Source organism: Streptomyces sp. NPDC003248, assembly GCF_055563235.1.
The window spans coordinates 304786-322262 of sequence record NZ_JBVHDT010000010.1 but is presented as its reverse complement, the minus strand read 5'-3'; the positions used below and the strand labels follow the sequence as shown (position 1 = coordinate 322262).

The 17477-nt window shown below is 73.9% G+C and carries 9 protein-coding genes; 1 reads left to right on the top strand and 8 read right to left on the bottom strand.

All coding sequences use genetic code 11. The features are described from left to right. Positions 1-168: 168 nt before the first annotated feature. The 3 genes from ACZ3KJ_RS24085 to ACZ3KJ_RS24075 all read right to left on the bottom strand — a co-directional run bounded on the left by ACZ3KJ_RS24085 (position 169) and on the right by ACZ3KJ_RS24075 (position 4207). Positions 169-663, bottom strand: coding sequence for a methylated-DNA--[protein]-cysteine S-methyltransferase (locus ACZ3KJ_RS24085; protein WP_467529895.1), 495 nt, complete (start codon positions 661-663; stop codon positions 169-171). Between the two features lie 9 nt (positions 664-672). Further along, a complete protein-coding gene (locus ACZ3KJ_RS24080; RefSeq protein ID WP_467529914.1) occupies positions 673-2157 on the bottom strand; it encodes an AlkA N-terminal domain-containing protein in 1485 nt (494 codons plus the stop codon). A 100-nt stretch (positions 2158-2257) separates the two neighbouring features. Continuing rightward, positions 2258-4207, bottom strand: coding sequence for a heavy metal translocating P-type ATPase (locus ACZ3KJ_RS24075; protein ID WP_467529894.1), 1950 nt, complete (start codon positions 4205-4207; stop codon positions 2258-2260). 35 nt (positions 4208-4242) lie between these two features. On the opposite strand from ACZ3KJ_RS24075, the gene ACZ3KJ_RS24070 reads away from it, so the two are divergent. Beyond that, positions 4243-4611 (top strand): ArsR/SmtB family transcription factor, encoded by a 369-nt coding sequence (locus ACZ3KJ_RS24070; protein WP_467529893.1) that lies wholly within the window; start codon positions 4243-4245, stop codon positions 4609-4611. A 25-nt stretch (positions 4612-4636) separates the two neighbouring features. On the opposite strand, the gene ACZ3KJ_RS24065 is transcribed toward ACZ3KJ_RS24070, so the two are convergent. From ACZ3KJ_RS24065 to ACZ3KJ_RS24045, 5 genes are all read right to left on the bottom strand, one after another. Next, positions 4637-5137: a DUF7144 family membrane protein gene (locus ACZ3KJ_RS24065; RefSeq protein WP_467529891.1), complete on the bottom strand. Its 501-nt coding sequence runs from the start codon at positions 5135-5137 to the stop codon at positions 4637-4639. Positions 5138-5267: 130 nt separating this feature from the next. Further along, entirely contained in the window at positions 5268-6680 is a 1413-nt protein-coding gene (gene lpdA, locus ACZ3KJ_RS24060; RefSeq protein WP_467529889.1) for a dihydrolipoyl dehydrogenase, read from the bottom strand. 134 nt (positions 6681-6814) lie between these two features. Continuing rightward, entirely contained in the window at positions 6815-10735 is a 3921-nt protein-coding gene (locus ACZ3KJ_RS24055) for a glycoside hydrolase family 2 TIM barrel-domain containing protein (protein ID WP_467529888.1), read from the bottom strand. Positions 10736-10908: 173 nt separating this feature from the next. Further along, on the bottom strand, positions 10909-15021 hold the full coding sequence (locus ACZ3KJ_RS24050; RefSeq protein ID WP_467529912.1) for a molybdopterin-dependent oxidoreductase: 4113 nt from the start codon (positions 15019-15021) through the stop codon (positions 10909-10911). Positions 15022-15380: 359 nt separating this feature from the next. Then, positions 15381-17408: an ATP-binding protein gene (locus ACZ3KJ_RS24045; protein ID WP_467529887.1), complete on the bottom strand. Its 2028-nt coding sequence runs from the start codon at positions 17406-17408 to the stop codon at positions 15381-15383. Positions 17409-17477 lie beyond the last annotated feature (69 nt).

Below are 17477 nucleotides of genomic sequence, written 5' to 3'. Positions count from 1 at the left end.
CGCCATGCACGCACTCTCGCCGCACCGGCCCCTGACCCAAGTACATCCAGTACGAGGGCCAGGGGCCGGCACTCCCCCAGCCTTCGGCCGGGGGGGGACCCCCAGAGCACGCACCTGACGCCGCCAGGCCCGCCCTCCGGGCGGACGACGGGACTTTCGCAACAGGCCCTAGAAGAGGGACGGGCCGCTTTCGAAGGTCAGGAGGCGGTGTTTGCGGGCGAGGCCGCCGCCGTAGCCGGTGAGGCTGCCGTCGGCGCCGACGACGCGGTGGCAGGGGACGATGATGCCGACGGGGTTCCGGCCGTTGGCGAGGCCGACGGCGCGGGAGGCGGTCGGGGTGCCGAGGGCCCGGGCGAGTTCGCCGTAGGTGCGGGTCTCGCCGTAGGGGATGTGCTGGAGTTCGGCCCAGACCGCGCGTTGGAACGGGGTGCCGTGCAGGCGGAGCCGGAGGGTGAAGTGCTTCAGCTCGCCGTCGAAGTACGCCTCCAGTTGCTCCCGGGCCTCGGTGAAGAGGGTGTCGTCGCGGGGGCCGAAGGTCTCCTGCGGTGGGCGGTGGCGTTGTTCGGTCATGTAGAGGCCGCACAGGACTCCGTCGTCGGCGACGAGGGTGAGGGGGCCGTAGGGGCTGTCGACGAGCGTGTGCCGTCTGGTGGGGGTGTGCATCGGGGTTCCTCAGGCGGGCAGGACGTTGATGGGGTGGCTGTCGGTCGCCCACAGGTACTGGACCGCGTAGGCCCGCCAGGGGCGCCAGGCCGCCGCGCGGGCCGTGAGCGCCGCCGGGGTGGAGGGCAGGCCCAGTTCCCGGGCGGCGCGGCGGACGCCCAGGTCGGTGGGGAGGAAGGCGTCGGGGTCGCCGAGGGCGCGCAGGGCGATGACGTCGGCGGTCCAGGGGCCGAAGCCGGGGAGGGACAGCAGGCGGGCGCGGGCCTCGGCCCAGTCGCTCTCCACGCCCAGGCGCAGGGATCCCTCGGCGAGGTGCCGTACGAGGGTGGTGACGGTGGTGCGGCGGGTGCGGGGCATCGCCAGGGATCCGGGGTCGAGCGCGGCGAGGGCCCCGGGGGCCGGAAAGAGGTGGGTGAGGCCGCCGTCGGGGTCGTCGACGGGGTCGCCGTGGGCGGTGACCAGGCGGGCCGCGTGGGTGCGGGCGGCCGCCGTGGACACCTGCTGGCCCAGGACCGCCCGGACGGCGAACTCCGCCTCGTCCACCGTGCGCGGGACGCGGCGGCCGGGTGCCTTGTCGACCAGCGGCGCGAGCCGCGGGTCGGTGCGCAGGTGGTCGTCGACGGCGACCGGGTCGGCGTCCAGGTCGAGCAGGCGCCGGCAGCGGCTGATGGCGACGGTGAGGTCGCGCAGGTCGGTGAGGGTGAGCCGGCAGCCGATGTGGTCGGGGTGCGGGGTGAGCGCCACGACGCCGTGCCCGTACGGCAGGCGCAGCGTGCGCCGGAAGGCCCCGTCGCGCCACTCCTCCACCCCGGGCACGCCGGTCGCGGCGAGGTGGCCGAAGAGGTTGTCGGGGTTGAGGGGGGCGCGGAACGGCAGGCGGAGGTGGAGCGTCCCGGCGGTGGGGGACGCCGGGCGCGGGGCGCCGCCCTGCTTGGGGACGCGGGCGCGCAGGTCGCTCGGGGAGAGCGCGAACACGTCGCGCACCGTGTCGTTGAAGGTGCGGACGGAGGCGAAGCCGGCGGCGAACGCCACGTCCGCCATGGGCAGTTCGCTGGTCTCGATGAGGAGGCGGGCGGTCTGTGCGCGCTGGGCGCGGGCCAGGGCGAGGGGGCCGGCGCCGAGTTCGGCGAGGAGCTGGCGTTCCACCTGGCGGGTGCTGTAGCCGAGGCGGGCGGCGAGTCCGGGCACCCCTTCGCGGTCGACGACGCCGTCGGCGACGAGCCGCATGGCGCGGGCGACGAGGTCGGCGCGGTGGTTCCACTCCGGGGAGCCCGGGCTGGTGTCGGGCCGGCACCGCTTGCAGGCCCGGAAACCGGCCTGCTGGCAGGCGGCGGCGCTCGGGTGGAAGGTCATGTTCTCCGGCTTGGGCGCCACGACCGGGCAGCTGGGCCGGCAGTAGATCCCGGTGGTCGAGACCGCCGTGAAGAACCAGCCGTCGAACCGCGCGTCCTTCGACCGCACGGCGCGCAGGCAGCGCTCCCGGTCGGTGTGCATCCCGTTCCGCATGCCTTCAGCATCGGCCACCGGCCCGGGGCGGCGCTGGCGACAATCCGACATCGAGCTGCCCTGGCCGGGGCCTTCGTGGGTCACCCGGTCATCCCTGCCAGGCGCGGTCCCTCAGCAGCCGCAGCCCGTTCAGTCCGACCAGCACGGTCGATCCCTCGTGCCCGGCCACCCCGAGCGGCAGCGGCAGGTGGCCGACGAGGTCCCAGAGCACCAGGCCGGTGATGAAGGTCCCCGCGATCACCAGGTTCTGCACCACCAGCCGGCGCGCGGTCCGCGACAGCCGTACGACGGCCGGGACCGTGGTGAGGTCGTCGCGGACGACGACGGCGTCCGCGGTCTCCAGGGCCAGGTCGGATCCGGCCCGGCCCATGGCCAGGCCCGCGTGGGCGGCGGCGAGCGCGGGCGCGTCGTTGACGCCGTCCCCGACGAACAGCACCCTGCGGCCGGAGAGCTGGAGCTCCCGCACGGCCTCGGCCTTGTCCTGCGGGAGCAGGCCGGCGCGGACGTCCGTGATGCCGGTGGCGTCGGCGACGCGGGCGGCGGCCCGGGCGTTGTCGCCGGTGAGGAGGACCGGGGCGGTGCCGGTGAGGGCGGTGAGCGCGCCGGTGGCGGCGGGGGCGGCGGGGCGCAGGCGGTCGGTGAGGGTGAGGGTGCCGGCGGGGTCGCCGTCGACGCGCACCAGGACCACGGTCCCCTCCGCCCCGGGGCCTGCCGGGGCAGGGCCGGTGTCCGCCCGGCCCACGGTGACCGGGCGGCCCTCGACCAGGGCCGTGACCCCCTGTCCGGGCGTCGCCGTGAAGTCCTCGGCGGGGGCGATCCGCAGGCCCCGCTCGCGCGCCGCCGCCACGACGGCGCGGGCCAGCGGATGCTCGCTGGGGTGCTCGGCGGCCGCGGCGAGGGCGAGGAGGGCGTCCTCGTCGACGCCGGAGCCGGGCAGCGGGGTGACGGCCGTGACCTCGGGGGCGCCCTCGGTGAGGGTGCCGGTCTTGTCGAGGGCCGCGGTGTCGATCTCGCCGAGGCGTTCCATGGCGACCGCGGACTTGACCAGCACGCCGTGGCGGCCGGCGGTGGCGATGGCGGACAGCAGGGGCGGCATGGTGGCGAGGACGACGGCGCACGGCGAGGCGACGATCATGAAGGTCATGGCGCGCAGCAAGGCGTCGGTGAGCTGCGCGCCGAAGGCGAGCGGCACGGCGAAGACGGCGAGGGTGGCGGCCACGACGGCGACGGCGTAGCGCTGTTCGATCCGCTCGACGAACAGCTGGGTGGGCGCCTTGGTGCGGGAGGCCTCCTCGACCAGGGTGACGATGCGGGCGATGACCGAGTCGGCGGGGTCGCGTGCGACGCGGACGCGGAGGGCTCCGGTGCCGTTGAGGGTGCCGGCGAAGACCTCGTCGCCGGGGCGCTTGACGACGGGCAGGGGTTCGCCGGTGATGGTCGCCTGGTCGGCCTCGCTGACGCCGTCGACGACCCGGCCGTCGGCGCCGACGCGTTCGCCCGGGCGGATCAGCAGCAGGTCGCCGACGGCGAGTCCGGCGGCGGGGACGGTCTCCTCGCCGCCGTCGGTGAGCCGGGTCGCGGTGTCGGGGGCGAGGTCGAGGAGGCCGCGGACGGAGTCGGCGGTGCGGGCGGTGGCCAGGGCCTCCAGGGCGCCGGAGGTGGCGAAGATGACGATGAGGAGGGCGCCGTCGAGGACCTGGCCGATGGCGGCGGCGCCGAGCGCGGCGACGATCATCAGCAGGTCGACGTCGAGGGTCTTCCCGCGCAGCGCCCGCAGGCCTTCGAGGGCGGGCTCCCAGCCGCCGGTGACGTAGGCGACCGCGTAGGGGACGGCGGACGCCCAGGCCGGTGCGCCGCCGAGGTCCAGCGCGGGGCCCAGCAGGAAGGCGAGGGTGGCGGCAAGGGCCCAGCGCGCCTCGGGGAGGGCAAGGATCCGGGTGCGGCGGCGCGGGGGCGCCGGGGCGGTCGCGGCGGACGGCGGGGAGGTGAGGGTGGTGGTGGGCACGCGGCCACGATACAGGAACACATGAAGAGTCATTCATTCGTTCATATACGATGGGTAAGATGGCCCGCATGGGTCATGGAGCCGTCACCGCCGCAGCCACCGAGCGCGTCCGTCTGGACGCCGGCAACGCGGCCAAGGTGGCCACCACCCTCCAGGCCCTGTCCACCCCCTCACGCCTGCTGATCCTCGCCCGGCTGCGGGAAGGGCCGCTGCCCGCGACGGAGCTGGCGGCCGAGGTGGGGATGGAGCAGTCGGCGTGCTCGCACCAGTTGCGGCTGCTGCGCAACCTGGGCCTGGTGGTGGGCGAGCGGCGCGGCCGCTCGGTCGTCTACGCGCTGCACGACCACCATGTCGCCGAACTCCTCGACCAGGCCGTCTACCACGTGGAGCACCTGCGGCTGGGCATCAGCGACACCGCCGAGCCGGAGGACCAGTAGGGGCGGACACCACCCTTCCCCGGCCCTACCCCGCCGTCCGCGCGGTCAGCGCCCAGATCACGTACACGTCCACCGCCATGATCACGACCGACCAGAACGGCTCGTGGGGCAGGAACAGGAACTGGGCGACCAGGCCGAGCGCGGCGAGGAAGACGCCGGGGTAGCGGGCCCAGGCGGCGCCCCTGAGCAGACCGGCGCCGGTGACGACGGCGAGGACGCCGAGGGCGACGTGGACGGCGCCCCAGGCGGTGAGGCTCAGCGCGTAGACGGAGGAGCCGACCCGGGCGTAGACCTCGTCCCCGGCCAGCGCGGCGATGCCCTGGAGGACGGAGAGGACGCCGCCGCACAGCAGCAGGACGCCGGCGAAGTCGACGCCCCCGGCGATCCGGGCGTCGCGCGGGGAGGGCCGGCGGGGGCCGCCGCGCGGGGTGGACCAGGCGGTGCCGATCTCGCCCTGCGGGCCGCCGCCCGGGGTCGGGCGGTGCGGGGTCGGGCGGTCCGGGCTCGGGCCGGGGTGGGAGGTCATGACCGGACGTCCCTTCCGTAGGGCTCCGTGGGCTGCGTGGGCTGCGTGGGCTCCCTTGCAGGACACCCCGGACGTCCGTCGGGTGCGAGCGCGGCCGGGCCGTCCGGGTGAACGGCCCGGCCGGCCGCCCTCACATGTTGATCATGTGGCCGGCCAGGCCGTGGACGGCCTCCTTGACGGCCTCGCTCAGGGTCGGGTGGGCGTGGACGTTGCGGGCGACCTCGTGGACGGTGAGGTCCCACTGCTGGGCCAGGGTCAGCTCGGGCAGCAGCTCGGTGACGTCGGGGCCGATGAGGTGGCCGCCGATGAGCTCGCCGTGCGTCGCGTCGCTGATCAGCTTGACGAAGCCGGTGGTGTCGCCGAGGCCGTGGGACTTGCCGTTGGCGCTGAAGGGGAACTTCGCCACCTTGACGTCGTACCCGAGGTCGCGGGCCTGGGCCTCGGTGTAGCCGAAGCTGGCGATCTGGGGCTGGCAGAAGGTGGCCCGGGGGATCATGGCGTAGTCGAGCTCCATGGTCTCGGCGCCCGCGAGGGTCTCGGCGGCGATCACGCCCATCGCCTCGGCGGCGTGCGCGAGCATCAGCTTCGCGGTGACGTCGCCGATGGCGTACAGGTGCGGGACGGAGGTGCGGCAGCGGCCGTCGACGTCGATCGCGCCGCGCTCGGTGACGCGGACGCCGGTGTTCTCCAGGCCGTAGCCGGTCACGTTCGGGGCGAAGCCGATCGCCTGGAGGACCTTGTCGGTCTCCAGGACGTGCTGGGCGCCGTCCTTGCCGGTGACGGTGACGCGGACCCGGGGGCCGGACTCGTCGATGGCGTCGACGCGGGTGGAGGTGAGCACGTCGATGCCCAGCCTGCGGTACTGCCGGGCGAGTTCGGCGGAGACCTCGGCGTCCTCCAGCGGGGCCATGCGGTCCAGGAACTCCACGACGGTGACCTTCACGCCGTAGTTGTGCAGTACGTAGGCGAACTCGACGCCGATCGCGCCGGCGCCCGCGATGACGATCGACTCCGGGAGGTCCTCGGCGAGGATCTGCTCCTCGTAGGTCACCACGCGGGAGGTGCGGCGGGTGCCCGGGAGGAGCTTGGGGGTGGCGCCGGTGGCGATGACGCAGTGGTCGAAGCCGATCGTGCGGGTCTCGCCGTCGTAGCCGGCGACCTGGAGGGTGTGCGGGTCGAGGAAGGTGCCGCGGCCGTCGAACTCGGTGATCTTGTTCTTCTTCATCAGGTAGTGGACGCCCTTGACCCGGCCGTCCGCGACCTTGCGGCTGCGGCGGAACGCCTCGCCGTAGTCGAAGGAGACCTGGCCGTCGAACCGGATGCCGAAGGTCTTCGCCTCGTGGGTGAGGAGGTGGGCGAGCTCGGCGTTGCGCAGGAGGGCCTTGGTGGGGATGCAGCCCACGTTCAGGCAGACGCCGCCCCAGTACTTCTCCTCGACGACGGCGACACGTCTGCCCAGCTGGGCGGCGCGGACCGCGGCGACGTAGCCGCCGGGGCCGGCCCCGAGGACCACGACGTCGAAGCGTTCGTCCTGCTCGGCCATGGGAGGTTCCCTCTTCCGTCGATTCCGTTACCCGTTCCGTGCTGGATTGTTCCGCTCTTCCCCTCCCGTCGCCACAGAGATCATCCGGTGTGGACGGCGTCACACGGACGGGGAACCGCGCCGGCGGACGCGGGTCACTCGCTCGCGGTGGGGGTGCGTGAGAGCGCCGTCGCCTCGCCGACGTCGGTGAGGGGCCGCAGCCGGTAGGTGTAGGCGTAGTCGTGGTCGGCGAACAGCTTGTACTCGTCGTGGGTGTGGGCGCCCCAGCTGTTGTCGCCGCCGACACCCATCTGGCGGTGGCTCAGGCGCAGCACGACCTCCTCGCGCGGGGTGAGCTGGTAGTCGTGGCGGGCCCCGGCCGACAGGTCCTCGGGGGTGAAGTGGGAGGCGTTGACCTCCAGCAGGGGCTCGCCCGTGGCCAGCAGGCCGACGCCGTCGCGGCCGGTGAGGGCGACCCAGCGGACGTCGGTCTTGTTGCCGTTCTCCTGCGGGCGGATGTAGGGGGTCCACTGCCCGGAGACGGTCCCCGAGTACCGGCCGACGTCGGTGCCGTGGTTGCGGTCCCAGTGGTTCTCCTCGGGGCCGCGCCCGTAGTAGTGCAGGTGCTCCAGCCGGGCGGGCAGGAACAGCAGGCTGCCCACCTCCGGCAGGTACGGCAGGCTCGCGGCGCCCGGGTGCAGGGTGTGGTCGACCTTGATCTCGGCGTTGCCGAAGACGGTGTAGGTGGTGCTGTACGCCGACGTCACGGCCGTCGGGAGCGTGCCGGCGACCGTGATCTGCACGGCCCGGTCCCGCAGGGCGCGCACGCCGACGTGGGTCACGGTGCGGCGCGCGCCGGCGTCGCGCCAGGTCCGGTTGCGGGTGTGCTGGCCGTTGCCCTTGTCGTTGTCGGTGGGCGCCCGCCAAAAGTTGGGCGCGGGGCCGGAGACGATCAGGGAGGTGCCGGCGGCCTCGTAGGAGGTGATGACACCGGTGCGCTTGTCGACGGTGACGGAGAAGTCCCGGCCGGTGACGGTGACCTCGGTGGGGCCGTCGTGGTGGGTGAGGGCGGGGACGCGCGCCAGGGGCACGGGCGTCACGGCCGGGCTGCCCGCGTCGAGCGGGATCTGGTGGCGGGCCACCTCGAAGCCGGCCCGCGCCCACGGGGTGGACTCCCGCAGGGTGAAGGAGAGCGCGAGGAAGAACTCGGTGCCGGGGGCCGGGGCGGCCGGGAGCCGTACGGGGACGGTGATGTCCTTGGCGGTCAGGGGCGGCACGTCCAGCTGGCCGCGGGTCAGTTCGCCGTGGCGCACCGCCGTGCCGTCGGCGACGAGGGTCCACCGTCCCCGGAAGTCCCTGAGGTCGGTGAAGAGGTACTCGTTGGTCAGCGTGACCGTGCCCGCCGGGCGTCCGGGCACGGGTGCCGCGCCGATCGCCTGGTAGACCCGCTTGACCTCGGCGGCCTTGCCGGTGTGGCCCCGGTCGGCGGTGACGATGCCGTCCGCGACGAAGGCGCCGTCGTTGGGCAGGTCGCCCCAGTCGCCGCCGTAGGCGAGGAAGGTCTTCTCGCGCGGCCGTTCCTCCGCCACGGCGACGGTGGCCGCGTCGAACCAGAACCGCACGCCGTCGTCGCCGGGGCCGCGGCCGTCGTCGGCGAGTTCGGCGGCGGTGAGGGCGCGGGCGTGGACGCGGGCCCGGCGGATGGTGCCGCTGAACTCGCGGGTGGGGTTGTCGGTGTCGTTGCCGAGCGCGAGGGGGGCGGTGTTGACGGCGGGGCGGCGATCGGTGGCGCGGGTGGCCCGGACCACGCCGTCGACGTGGAGGGTGAGGGTGCCCGCGTCGGCGTCGAAGACGCCCGCTACGTGGTGTTCGCGGCCGGTCCAGTCGTCGGGCAGGGCCCAGCTCGCGGTGATCCACCCGCTGCCGTCGTGGACGAAGAACGCCAGGGTGCGGCCGGTCTGCTTCAGCGCGTACTGGGTGTCGCCCTTGGCGATGATCGGCTGGTGGTAGCCGGTGACGTGCGGGGTGACCCAGGCCTCCAGGGTGAGGGACCCGGTGAGGTCCAGGCCCGGGTCGCGGGCGAAGACGGTGGCGCCGGAGACCCCACGGGTCCGGTCGAAGGTGCCGCTGGAGGCCATCAGCTCGCCGCGCAGCCGGCCGGGGCCGGTCTCGGTGAACAGGGTGCGCGCGGGGGTGGGCCAGTACAGGGACTGGTCGACGAAGTCCCAGATCCAGCCGCCCTGGAGGACGTCGTGCCGGCGGACGACGTCCCAGTACTTCTTGAGGTTGCCGTTGGAGTTCCCCATCGCGTGGGAGTACTCGATCATGACGTACGGGCGGGTGTCCGTGGCGTCCTCGGCGCGCTGCTCGACCCGGGCGGGTGTCTCGTACATGCGGGAGCGGATGTCGCTGACGCCGGGGCTGTCGTCGCCCTCGTACTGGATGACGCGGGTGGGGTCGTAGGAGCGGATCCAGTCGTACATGGCGGTGAAGGTACGGCCGGCGCCGGCCTCGTTGCCGAGGGACCACAGGACGACCGAGGCGTGGTTCTTGTCGCGGTGGACCATGTTCCGGGCGCGGGCGACGCAGGCGGCGGTCCAGTCGGGGTGGTCGCCGGGGTACCGGGAGCGGATGCCGTGCGTCTCCAGGTTGGTCTCGTCCACGAGGTAGAGGCCGTACGCGTCGGCGAGTTCGTACCAGTGCGGGTTGTTGGGGTAGTGGGAGGTGCGCACGGAGTTGATGTTCAGGCGCTTGATGAGCCTGATGTCCTCGACGAGGTCCGCGCGGGTGAGGGCGGTGCCGCGGGCCGGGTGCATCTCGTGCCGGTTGGTGCCGCGGAAGGAGACGGGCCGGCCGTTGATCCGCATCAGCCCGTCCTTCAGGGCGAACTCGCGCAGTCCGACGCGGTGCGACAGCGTCTCGACGACCCGGCCGGCGGGGTCGCGCAGCCGCAGGACGGCGGTGTACAGGTACGGGTGCTCCGCCGACCAGAGGCGGGGGGCGGGTACGGCCTTCGCCGCCCGGACGGTCGTCTCGCCGCCGGGGGCGAGGTCGACGGGCTGCTGGAGCGGGCGGGACCACACGGGATGGCCGTCGGCGTCGTAGAGGAGGGTGTCGACGGTGTACCGCGCGCCGGCCCCCTCCCCCGCCGGGCCGTCCGCGCCGCCCCCGTAGTCCCGCACGCTCGCCGTGACCGACAGCTCCGCGGAGGTGTGGCCGTCGCCGAGCGGGGTGTCCAGCTTGAAGTCCCGCAGGTGCACGGACGGGGTGGAGTACAGGTAGACCGAGCGGAAGATGCCGCTCAGCCGGATCATGTCCTGGTCCTCCAGCCAGTCCCCGTCGGAGTAGCGGTAGACCTCGACGGCGATCTGGTTGGTGCCCGGCCGGAGGCGGTCGGTGATGTCGTACTCGGCGGGGGTGTAGGAGTCCTCGTGGTAGCCGGCCAGCTCGCCGTTGATCCAGACGTAGTGCGCGGACTTGACGCCCTCGAAGTGCAGGAAGGTGCGCCGGCCGGCCCACTCCCCGGGCACGGTGAAGGTGCGCCGGTACTGGCCGACGGGGTTGTAGCGGGTCGGCGCGGCGGGGGGCTGCGGTTCCTCGCCCAGGCCGTTGGGGCCCCAGTAGGGGTAGGTGATGTTGAGGTAGATGGGGCGGTCGTGGCCGTGCAGCTGCCAGACGGAGGGGACGGGGATCGTGTCCCAGGAGCTGTCGTCGAGGTCGGTGCGGTGGAAGTCGGCGTCCCGCTCGTCGGGGCGCTCGGCGTAGGCGAACCTCCAGGTCCCGTCGAGGTCGAGCCGGTACGGGGAGCGGGTGCGGTCGGCGGCGAGGGCCTGGTCGAGGCCGGCGTACGGCATGAGGGTGGTGTGCGGGGGTTCGGTGCCGAGCCGGAAGACGTCGATACGGCCGTTCCACTCCGGGGCCGGGTCCGCCGCGGCGGCCCGGTGGGCGGTGGAGGGGGCGGAGAGGGCGAGCGCGCCGAGGACGGCGGCGGATCCTTCGAGGAGACGGCGACGGCTGACGACCGCCCGCTGGGGGCGGTCCGGCCGGTCCATGGACGACACGTGCGGGTGCGGCATGACCATGACCTTCCTCGGGGCGAACCGTGCGACTGCACGGGACGGAGGGTGCGTCAGATCTTGTCCATCCCTGTCGATCATCCGAACAGTGACGCGCCGGACACGGCCGAATATCGACGCGTGTCGGCGCACCGCCCCTGGGCGCCGGCCTCGGGAAGGCGGCCGCCCGCCCGTCAGTACACGTCCCGCACGTACCGCTTGTCCGAGGCGAGCTGCTTGACGTAGGCCGAGGCCTCCTCCTCCCCGAGGCCGCCGTGGACGACGGCGATGTCGCGCAGCGCCCGGTCGACGTCCTTGGCCATCCGGGAGGCGTCGCCGCACACGTAGAAGTGGGCGCCGTCCCGGAGCCAGGACCACAGCTGGGAGCCGTGCTCGCGCATCCGGTCCTGCACGTACACCTTGGCCCGCTGGTCGCGGGAGAAGGCCGTGTCCAGGCGGCCGAGGGTGCCGTCGGCCAGGAAGTCGGTCAGCTCCCGCTCGTAGTAGAAGTCGGTCGCCCGGTGCTGTTCGCCGAAGAACAGCCAGTTCGGCGCCCGGTGCCCGCGCGCCCGGCGCTCCTCCAGGAAGCCGACGAACGGGGCGACGCCGGTGCCGGGGCCCACCATCACCATCGGCACCGCCGGGTCGGCGGGCGGCCGGAAGTGCGGGGAGCGCTGCACGTGCACCGGGACCTCGGTGCCGGGCCCGGCGTCCGCGAGGAAGGGCGAGCAGACGCCCTGGCGGGGGCGGCCGGCCAGGTTCTCGTACCGGACGACCGAGACGGTGAGGGAGACCAGGTGGGGGTCGGTGAGCGGGCTGGACGAGATGGAGTACAGACGGGGCTGGAGGCGGCCCAGTGTCTCGGCCCACTCCTGCGCCCCGGCCCGGATGCCGAACTCCGCCGCCACGTCCACGGCCTGCCGGCCCCAGGACCACTTCGCCAGCTCGTCCTTGTTGTCCGGGCGCAGCAGCTTGCGCAGCTCGCGCGGGTCGCGGGCGCGGTCGGCGGTGAACCGCAGCAGGGCCGGTGAGATCCGGGTGATGTCGAGGTGGCGCAGCAGGGCCTCGCCGAGGGCGACCTCGCCGACGCCGTTCACCCGCACGGCCGCGTCCGCGTCCAGGCCGGTGACGGCCAGCCACTCCGCCACCAGCGCCGGGGAGTTCAGGGGCCGTACGCCGAGGGCGTCGCCGGCCTCGTAGAGCAGCGGGGTGTCGCTGTCGCGGGTGTCGAAGGTGAAGCGGCGCACCTCCTTGCCGGAGCCGGGCAGGCTCAGCAGGCGGTTGCCGGTGAGGCGGGCGGTGACGGGGGCGGGCCGCTTGGCGCGGGGCGCGGCGGGGGCCGGGGCGGGGGCCGCGTGGGCGGGGGCCGGGGCGGGAGCCGCCTGGGCGGGAGCCGCCTGGGCGGGAGCCGGGGCGGGCGGGACCTGGGCCGGGGCCGGTTCCGTGGCGTCCTTGAGCGCGGTGAGCACCTGGTCCAGCCAGGCCTCGGCCTGCGGCTCGTAGTCCGGTTCGCAGTCGGTGCGCGGCGCCAGCCGTACCGCGCCCAGCTCGTCCATACGGCGGTCCAGGCGGCGGCCGTGCCCGCAGAAGTCGTCGTAGGAGGAGTCCCCGAAGGCCAGCACGGCGTAGCGGCGGCCCGCGAGGCGCCCGGCGTCGAGGGTGGTCAGGCCGTCCCAGAAGCCGGCGCCGTTGTCGGGGGCGTCGCCGTCGCCGAAGGTGCTGGTGATCAGCAGCAGGTCGGCGCCCGCGGGCAGGGCGGCGGGGTCGGCCTCGTCCATGGCGACGAGGGAGGTGCTGTGGCCGCCGGCGGTGAGCCGTTCGGCGGTGGTGGTGGCGAAGTCCTCGGCGTTGCCGGTCTGCGACGCCCACAGGATGACGATCCGGCGCCCCGGGGACGGCTCGGGACCGCCGTCGGGGGCGGTGCGGGAGTACATGCCGGCCAGGGTGCCGTTGACCCACAGGGCGTGCTCGGGGCTGAACGGGGCGTCCGGGGGGAGGACGGGGACGCCGGGGGCGCCGGCCGGGATGCCGGCGAGGAAGCCGACCAGGTACTGCCGCTCCCGCTCGCTCAGGACGGGCGGCGGGGCCGGGTCCAGGCCGAAGACGGCGGCGGCGGAGGGCTGGACGGCGGTCGGGACGATCACCCGCGCACCGGTCGCCGGCGCCGGCGCGGCCACGGGCACTGTGCTCGCCGCGGCGGGCGCCGTCGCGGTCCGTACGGCCACCGGTGTGGACACCTTGGTCAGCGACACCGCGCACACCTTCAGTTCGGGCTGGAAGGAGAGCGGGTCGACGGCGTCAGCGGTGACCGCGTTGACACTGAGGTACTCGCCGAACAGGTCGTTCCAGTGGAACGGCGCGAAGCAGGAGCCCGGCAGCACCCGGTCGGTGACGACGGCGGGCAGCACGGCCCGGCCGCGCCGGGAGGCGACCTCCACCGAGTCGCCGCCGGCGATCCCGAGCCCGGCGGCGTCCTCGGGGTGCAGCTCGACGAAGGGGCCCGGGTCCAGCTTGTTGAGCTTGGCCACCTTCGCGGTCTTGGTCAGGGTGTGCCACTGGTGCTGGAGACGGCCCGTGTTGAGGACGAACGGGTAGTCGTCGTCCGGCATCTCGGCGGGCGGGACGTGCGGGCGGGCGTGGAAGACGGCGCGGCCGCTCGCGGTGGGGAAGGTGAGCGAGCCGTCGGCGTTCACGTACCGGATCGGGTTGCGGTCGGGGCCGTCGGGAGTGGCGGCGGGCCACTGCACCGGGGTGGCGCGCAGCCGCTCGTAGGTCACTCCGCGCAGGTCGTAGCCGGTCTGCGGGTTGTGGGCGCGTTTGATCTCCTCGAAGATCTCCTCCGCGCTGTCGTAGGCGAAGCCGTCCTCGTAACCCATCGCGCGGGCGACGCCGGCGATCAGGCGCCAGTCGGCGGTCGCCTCGCCGGGCGGGTCGGCGGCGGGCCGGGCGAGGGTGAGGTTGCGCTCGCTGTTGATGAGGACGCCCTCGGTCTCCGTCCACAGGGCGCCGGGCAGGACGACGTCGGCGTACGCGTTGGTCTCGGTGTCGGCGAAGACGTCCTGGGCGACGACGAACTCCGCGGCCTCCAGGCCCTCGATGACCGTCTTGCGGTTGGCGACGGAGGCGACCGGGTTGGTGCAGATGATCCAGCAGGCCTTGATCTCGCCGTCGGCCATCCTCCGGAACATCTCGACGGTGCCCTTGCCGACGCCGTCGGCGCGGATCGTGCCCGGTTCCAGTCCCCACAGCTCCTCGACGAAGGCGCGGTCGGCGTCGACGAGGACGGACCGCTGGCCGGGGAGCCCCGGCCCCATGTAGCCCATCTCGCGCCCGCCCATGGCGTTGGGCTGCCCGGTGAGGGAGAACGGGCCGCTGCCCGGCCGGCAGATCTTGCCGGTGGCGAGGTGCAGGTTGACCAGGGCGTTGGTGTTCCAGGTGCCGTGCGTGGACTGGTTGAGGCCCATCGTCCAGCAGCTCGTCCACTCCCCCGCCTCGCCGATCAGCCGGGCGGCCTCGCGCAGGTCGGCCTCGGGGACGCCGGTGATCTCGGCGACGGTCGCGGGCGGGTAGTCGGCGAGGAACTCCGGCATCGCCTCCCAGCCCTCGGTGTACGCGGCGACGAAGCCGGGGTCGGTGTGGCCGTTCTCGTGCACCAGGTACAACAGGCCGTTCAGGAGGGCGAGGTCGGTGCCGGACCTGACCTGGAGGAACAGATCGGCCTTGGCGGCGGTGGCGGTGCGCCGCGGGTCGACGACGATCAGTTTCGCCCCGGCCTTCACCCGGTCCATCATCCGCAGGAAGAGGATCGGGTGGCAGTCGGCCATGTTGGACCCGATGACCAGGAAGACGTCCGCCTTGTCGAGGTCCTCGTACGAGCCGGGCGGCCCGTCGGCGCCGAGGGACAGCTTGTAGCCGGTGCCGGCGCTGGCCATGCACAGCCGGGAGTTCGACTCGATCTGGTTGCTGCGCAGATACCCCTTGACCAGCTTGTTCGCCAGGTACTGCGCCTCCAGGCTCATCTGGCCGGAGACGTAGAGGGCGACCGCGTCGGGCCCGTGCTCGTCGACGATCGCGCGCAGCCGCCGGGCCGTCTCGGCGACGGCCGCGGCCACGGGGGCGGGCTCCGGCTCCTCCCCGCGCTCCGAGCGGACCAGGGCGGTGGTCAGCCGGCCGGGGGCGGCGAGCATGTCGGCGGTGGTCGCGCCCTTGGTGCACAGCCGGCCGAAGTTCGCGGGGTGCTCCTTGTCCCCGGACGCCTTCAGGACCGTACGGCGTCCGTCCGGTCCGGTGCGGATGTCCAGGAGCATGCCGCAGCCCACGCCGCAGTACGAGCAGACCGTGCGCACCTTCGTCTCCGTCGCGCTGTCGGTCCGCGGGTCCGGCACGGCCACGGGCGCCCCCTTTCTGACGATCGGCCTGGTGAGAGCCTCTGCGACGGTACGAACCGCGCATTACGCAGGCGTCTCCCGGACGGGTCGCCGGGGGTTAAGGCGGGCGCACAGCCCGGGGCGGACGGGTGTGAGACGGGGCGTGTGAGCGGGGCGGTTCACATGTGTACGGGGCGCACGGGTGCGGGTGACGGGTGCCGGGCGGCGCACGGGTGCGGGTCACACGGGTGCCCCGCGCACGCGTACGGTCACACGGGTGCCGGGCGCACGCGTACGGGTCACACGTGTACGGGTCGCACGGGTGCGGTGCGGCCGTCGTCCGCCGGGGCACCGCCGAGTTCCCAGTGCCACAGCACCTCGCACAGACGCTTGTGCCCTTCGGCGAGGTGCCGGCGGTAGGTGCTGTACGGGAGCCCCAGCCGGGCCGCGGCCGCCTCCTGGGTGGAGGCCTTGCTCAGGTAGGTGGTGGCGAGGGCCCGGTGGGACTTGCCCGACTTGGGGTCCCGCCGCAGCTCGTCCACCGCGCCCACCAGGGTGCGCCGCAGCTCCTCCGCCGCGTCCTCCCGCTCCGTCCAGCCCGAACGCGCGGCCAGACGGCTGTCGAACAGGGCGCTGGCGCGCAGGGCGTCCGACCGGTGCAGATCCCGCAGCGCCTGACGCACGGCCGTCTCGAACTCCTCCCTCGACAGCGTCCTGCGCGGCGGCCCCTCCACGGCCGGCGCGGACGGCGCCTCGGTGAGCGCTCCGGGCTGGGTGCGGTCGAACCAGATCTCCAGCGGTGTCACCCGCCAGTCGCAGGCGTACGTGGTGAAGACACGGTCGTGGTCCCAGGGCGTCCTGAACAGCTCCTCGTGGCCGAGGTGGTCCATCAGGGGGCCCCACAGCTCCGCGTCCGGCGAGGTGATGAACGACCACGCCAGGCCGCGGGAGCGGATCCAGTCCCCGCAGATCCGCAGCTGCATCAGGTGGCCGACGGTGGATATCTGGCCGTACGCCCCCGGGTAGATCATGAAGCGGCTCATCAGCATGTGCTGGTCGGGCAGCAGCGGCCCCTTGCGCGCCACGCCGGCCCAGGCCTCCGCGACGACCGGGTCCAGGTCACTGCCCACCTCCGGGTCGGTCAGCCGCAGCCACAGCATGAAGGCGACGAGTTCACCGGTCTGCGCGCTGCGGTACATGCGGAACGCGCCGGGCTGCTCCCGGAGCCAGAAGCGGACGACGTCCGCGGAGCGCTCCCCCTCGGTCTCCACGGTCATCCGGACCGCCTGCTCGTGGTCCTCCGGGCGCAGGACGTCCTCGTACACGTCCCCCTCCCGGTCGATCTTCCGGAAGTACGGCGCCATCGGTCCGTAGCGCTTGAGGTAGGTGAGCGCCCGGACCGCGTTCATCGCCTCGGCCTCGGAGGCGGTCCTGACCCGTTGCAGCAGGTAGTGGCCGGTGCGGACGTGCATCTGCTCGTAGTTGTCCAGGTCGCGCCAGCGGAAGTCGTGGTCGAGGACCTCGCTCACCAGTTCGTGCAGGAACAGGCCCTGCCTCCCGTACCCGCTGAACGGCAGCTCGCGCAGCCAGGTGAACATCTCGGCGGCCTCGCTCTCCCCGACCACCGCGCCCAGCAGGGGCTCGGTCGTCGTCAGGGCGTGGGCCGCGGTCTCCAGTGCCAGCCGGTGGCTGCGCGACGGCAGCTCCCCGACGAGCGCGGAGAGCAGCGTGGCGATCACGTCGGGGCCCGGGGTCCACTCCGAGGTGTCCCCGGAGCCGGCCAGCGAGACGGAGGCCGCCAGGCTCAGCGCGAGCGGGTGGCCGCCCGCGAAGGCGAGCAGGGCCTCGTGCTGCGCCGGGGCCACACCGCGCCGCTCCAGCAGCGCGGCGGCCGTCCGCGGGTCCAGCGAGCCGAGCTGGAGCACCTCCAGCAGATCGCTCCAGGCCAGGTCGCACAGCCACTCGGCGCTCGGCGGGCGCCGTCCCGCCAGGACGACGACGGCGTCCTCGCGCAGTCCGGGCAGGAACCGGTCCCGCAGCCATCCCTCGAGTCCCTGGCAGCGTTCGAAGCCGTCGACGAACAGCACGACGCCCGCGCCCGTGACGGCCTCGCCCGCCTCGGCCTCGAACCCGGCCGGGGAGGGGTTCACCTGGCGGCCGTCCACCCAGACGGTCCTGCGGCCGGCCTGCCGCGCCTCGTCCTCGAAGCGCCTGAGCAACGTCGACTTGCCGACTCCGCCGGGGCCGTGGACGTAGAGGACCGGGGCGGCTCCCGGATCACCGCCGAGCGCCGCCCGGAACCGGCCCAGTTCCAGGGACCGCCCCACGAAAGTCCTGCTCCGCGCTGCCTGCAGACGATTCGCCAGGTTCCTGGAGTGAGTTTCCACGGCCGTATT

What these genes read in the sequence shown, in the direction of transcription:
- ACZ3KJ_RS24085 (WP_467529895.1), bottom strand. Translation starts at nt 663, where the DNA reads ATGCACACCCCCACCAGACGGCACACGCTCGTCGACAGCCCCTACGGC.
- ACZ3KJ_RS24080 (WP_467529914.1), bottom strand. Translation starts at nt 2,157, where the DNA reads ATGCACACCGACCGGGAGCGCTGCCTGCGCGCCGTGCGGTCGAAGGAC.
- ACZ3KJ_RS24075 (WP_467529894.1), bottom strand. Translation starts at nt 4,207, where the DNA reads ATGACTCTTCATGTGTTCCTGTATCGTGGCCGCGTGCCCACCACCACC.
- ACZ3KJ_RS24070 (WP_467529893.1), top strand. Translation starts at nt 4,243, where the DNA reads ATGGGTCATGGAGCCGTCACCGCCGCAGCCACCGAGCGCGTCCGTCTG.
- ACZ3KJ_RS24065 (WP_467529891.1), bottom strand. Translation starts at nt 5,137, where the DNA reads ATGACCTCCCACCCCGGCCCGAGCCCGGACCGCCCGACCCCGCACCGC.
- lpdA (WP_467529889.1), bottom strand. Translation starts at nt 6,680, where the DNA reads ATGGCCGAGCAGGACGAACGCTTCGACGTCGTGGTCCTCGGGGCCGGC.
- ACZ3KJ_RS24055 (WP_467529888.1), bottom strand. Translation starts at nt 10,735, where the DNA reads ATGCCGCACCCGCACGTGTCGTCCATGGACCGGCCGGACCGCCCCCAG.
- ACZ3KJ_RS24050 (WP_467529912.1), bottom strand. Translation starts at nt 15,021, where the DNA reads ATGCTCCTGGACATCCGCACCGGACCGGACGGACGCCGTACGGTCCTG.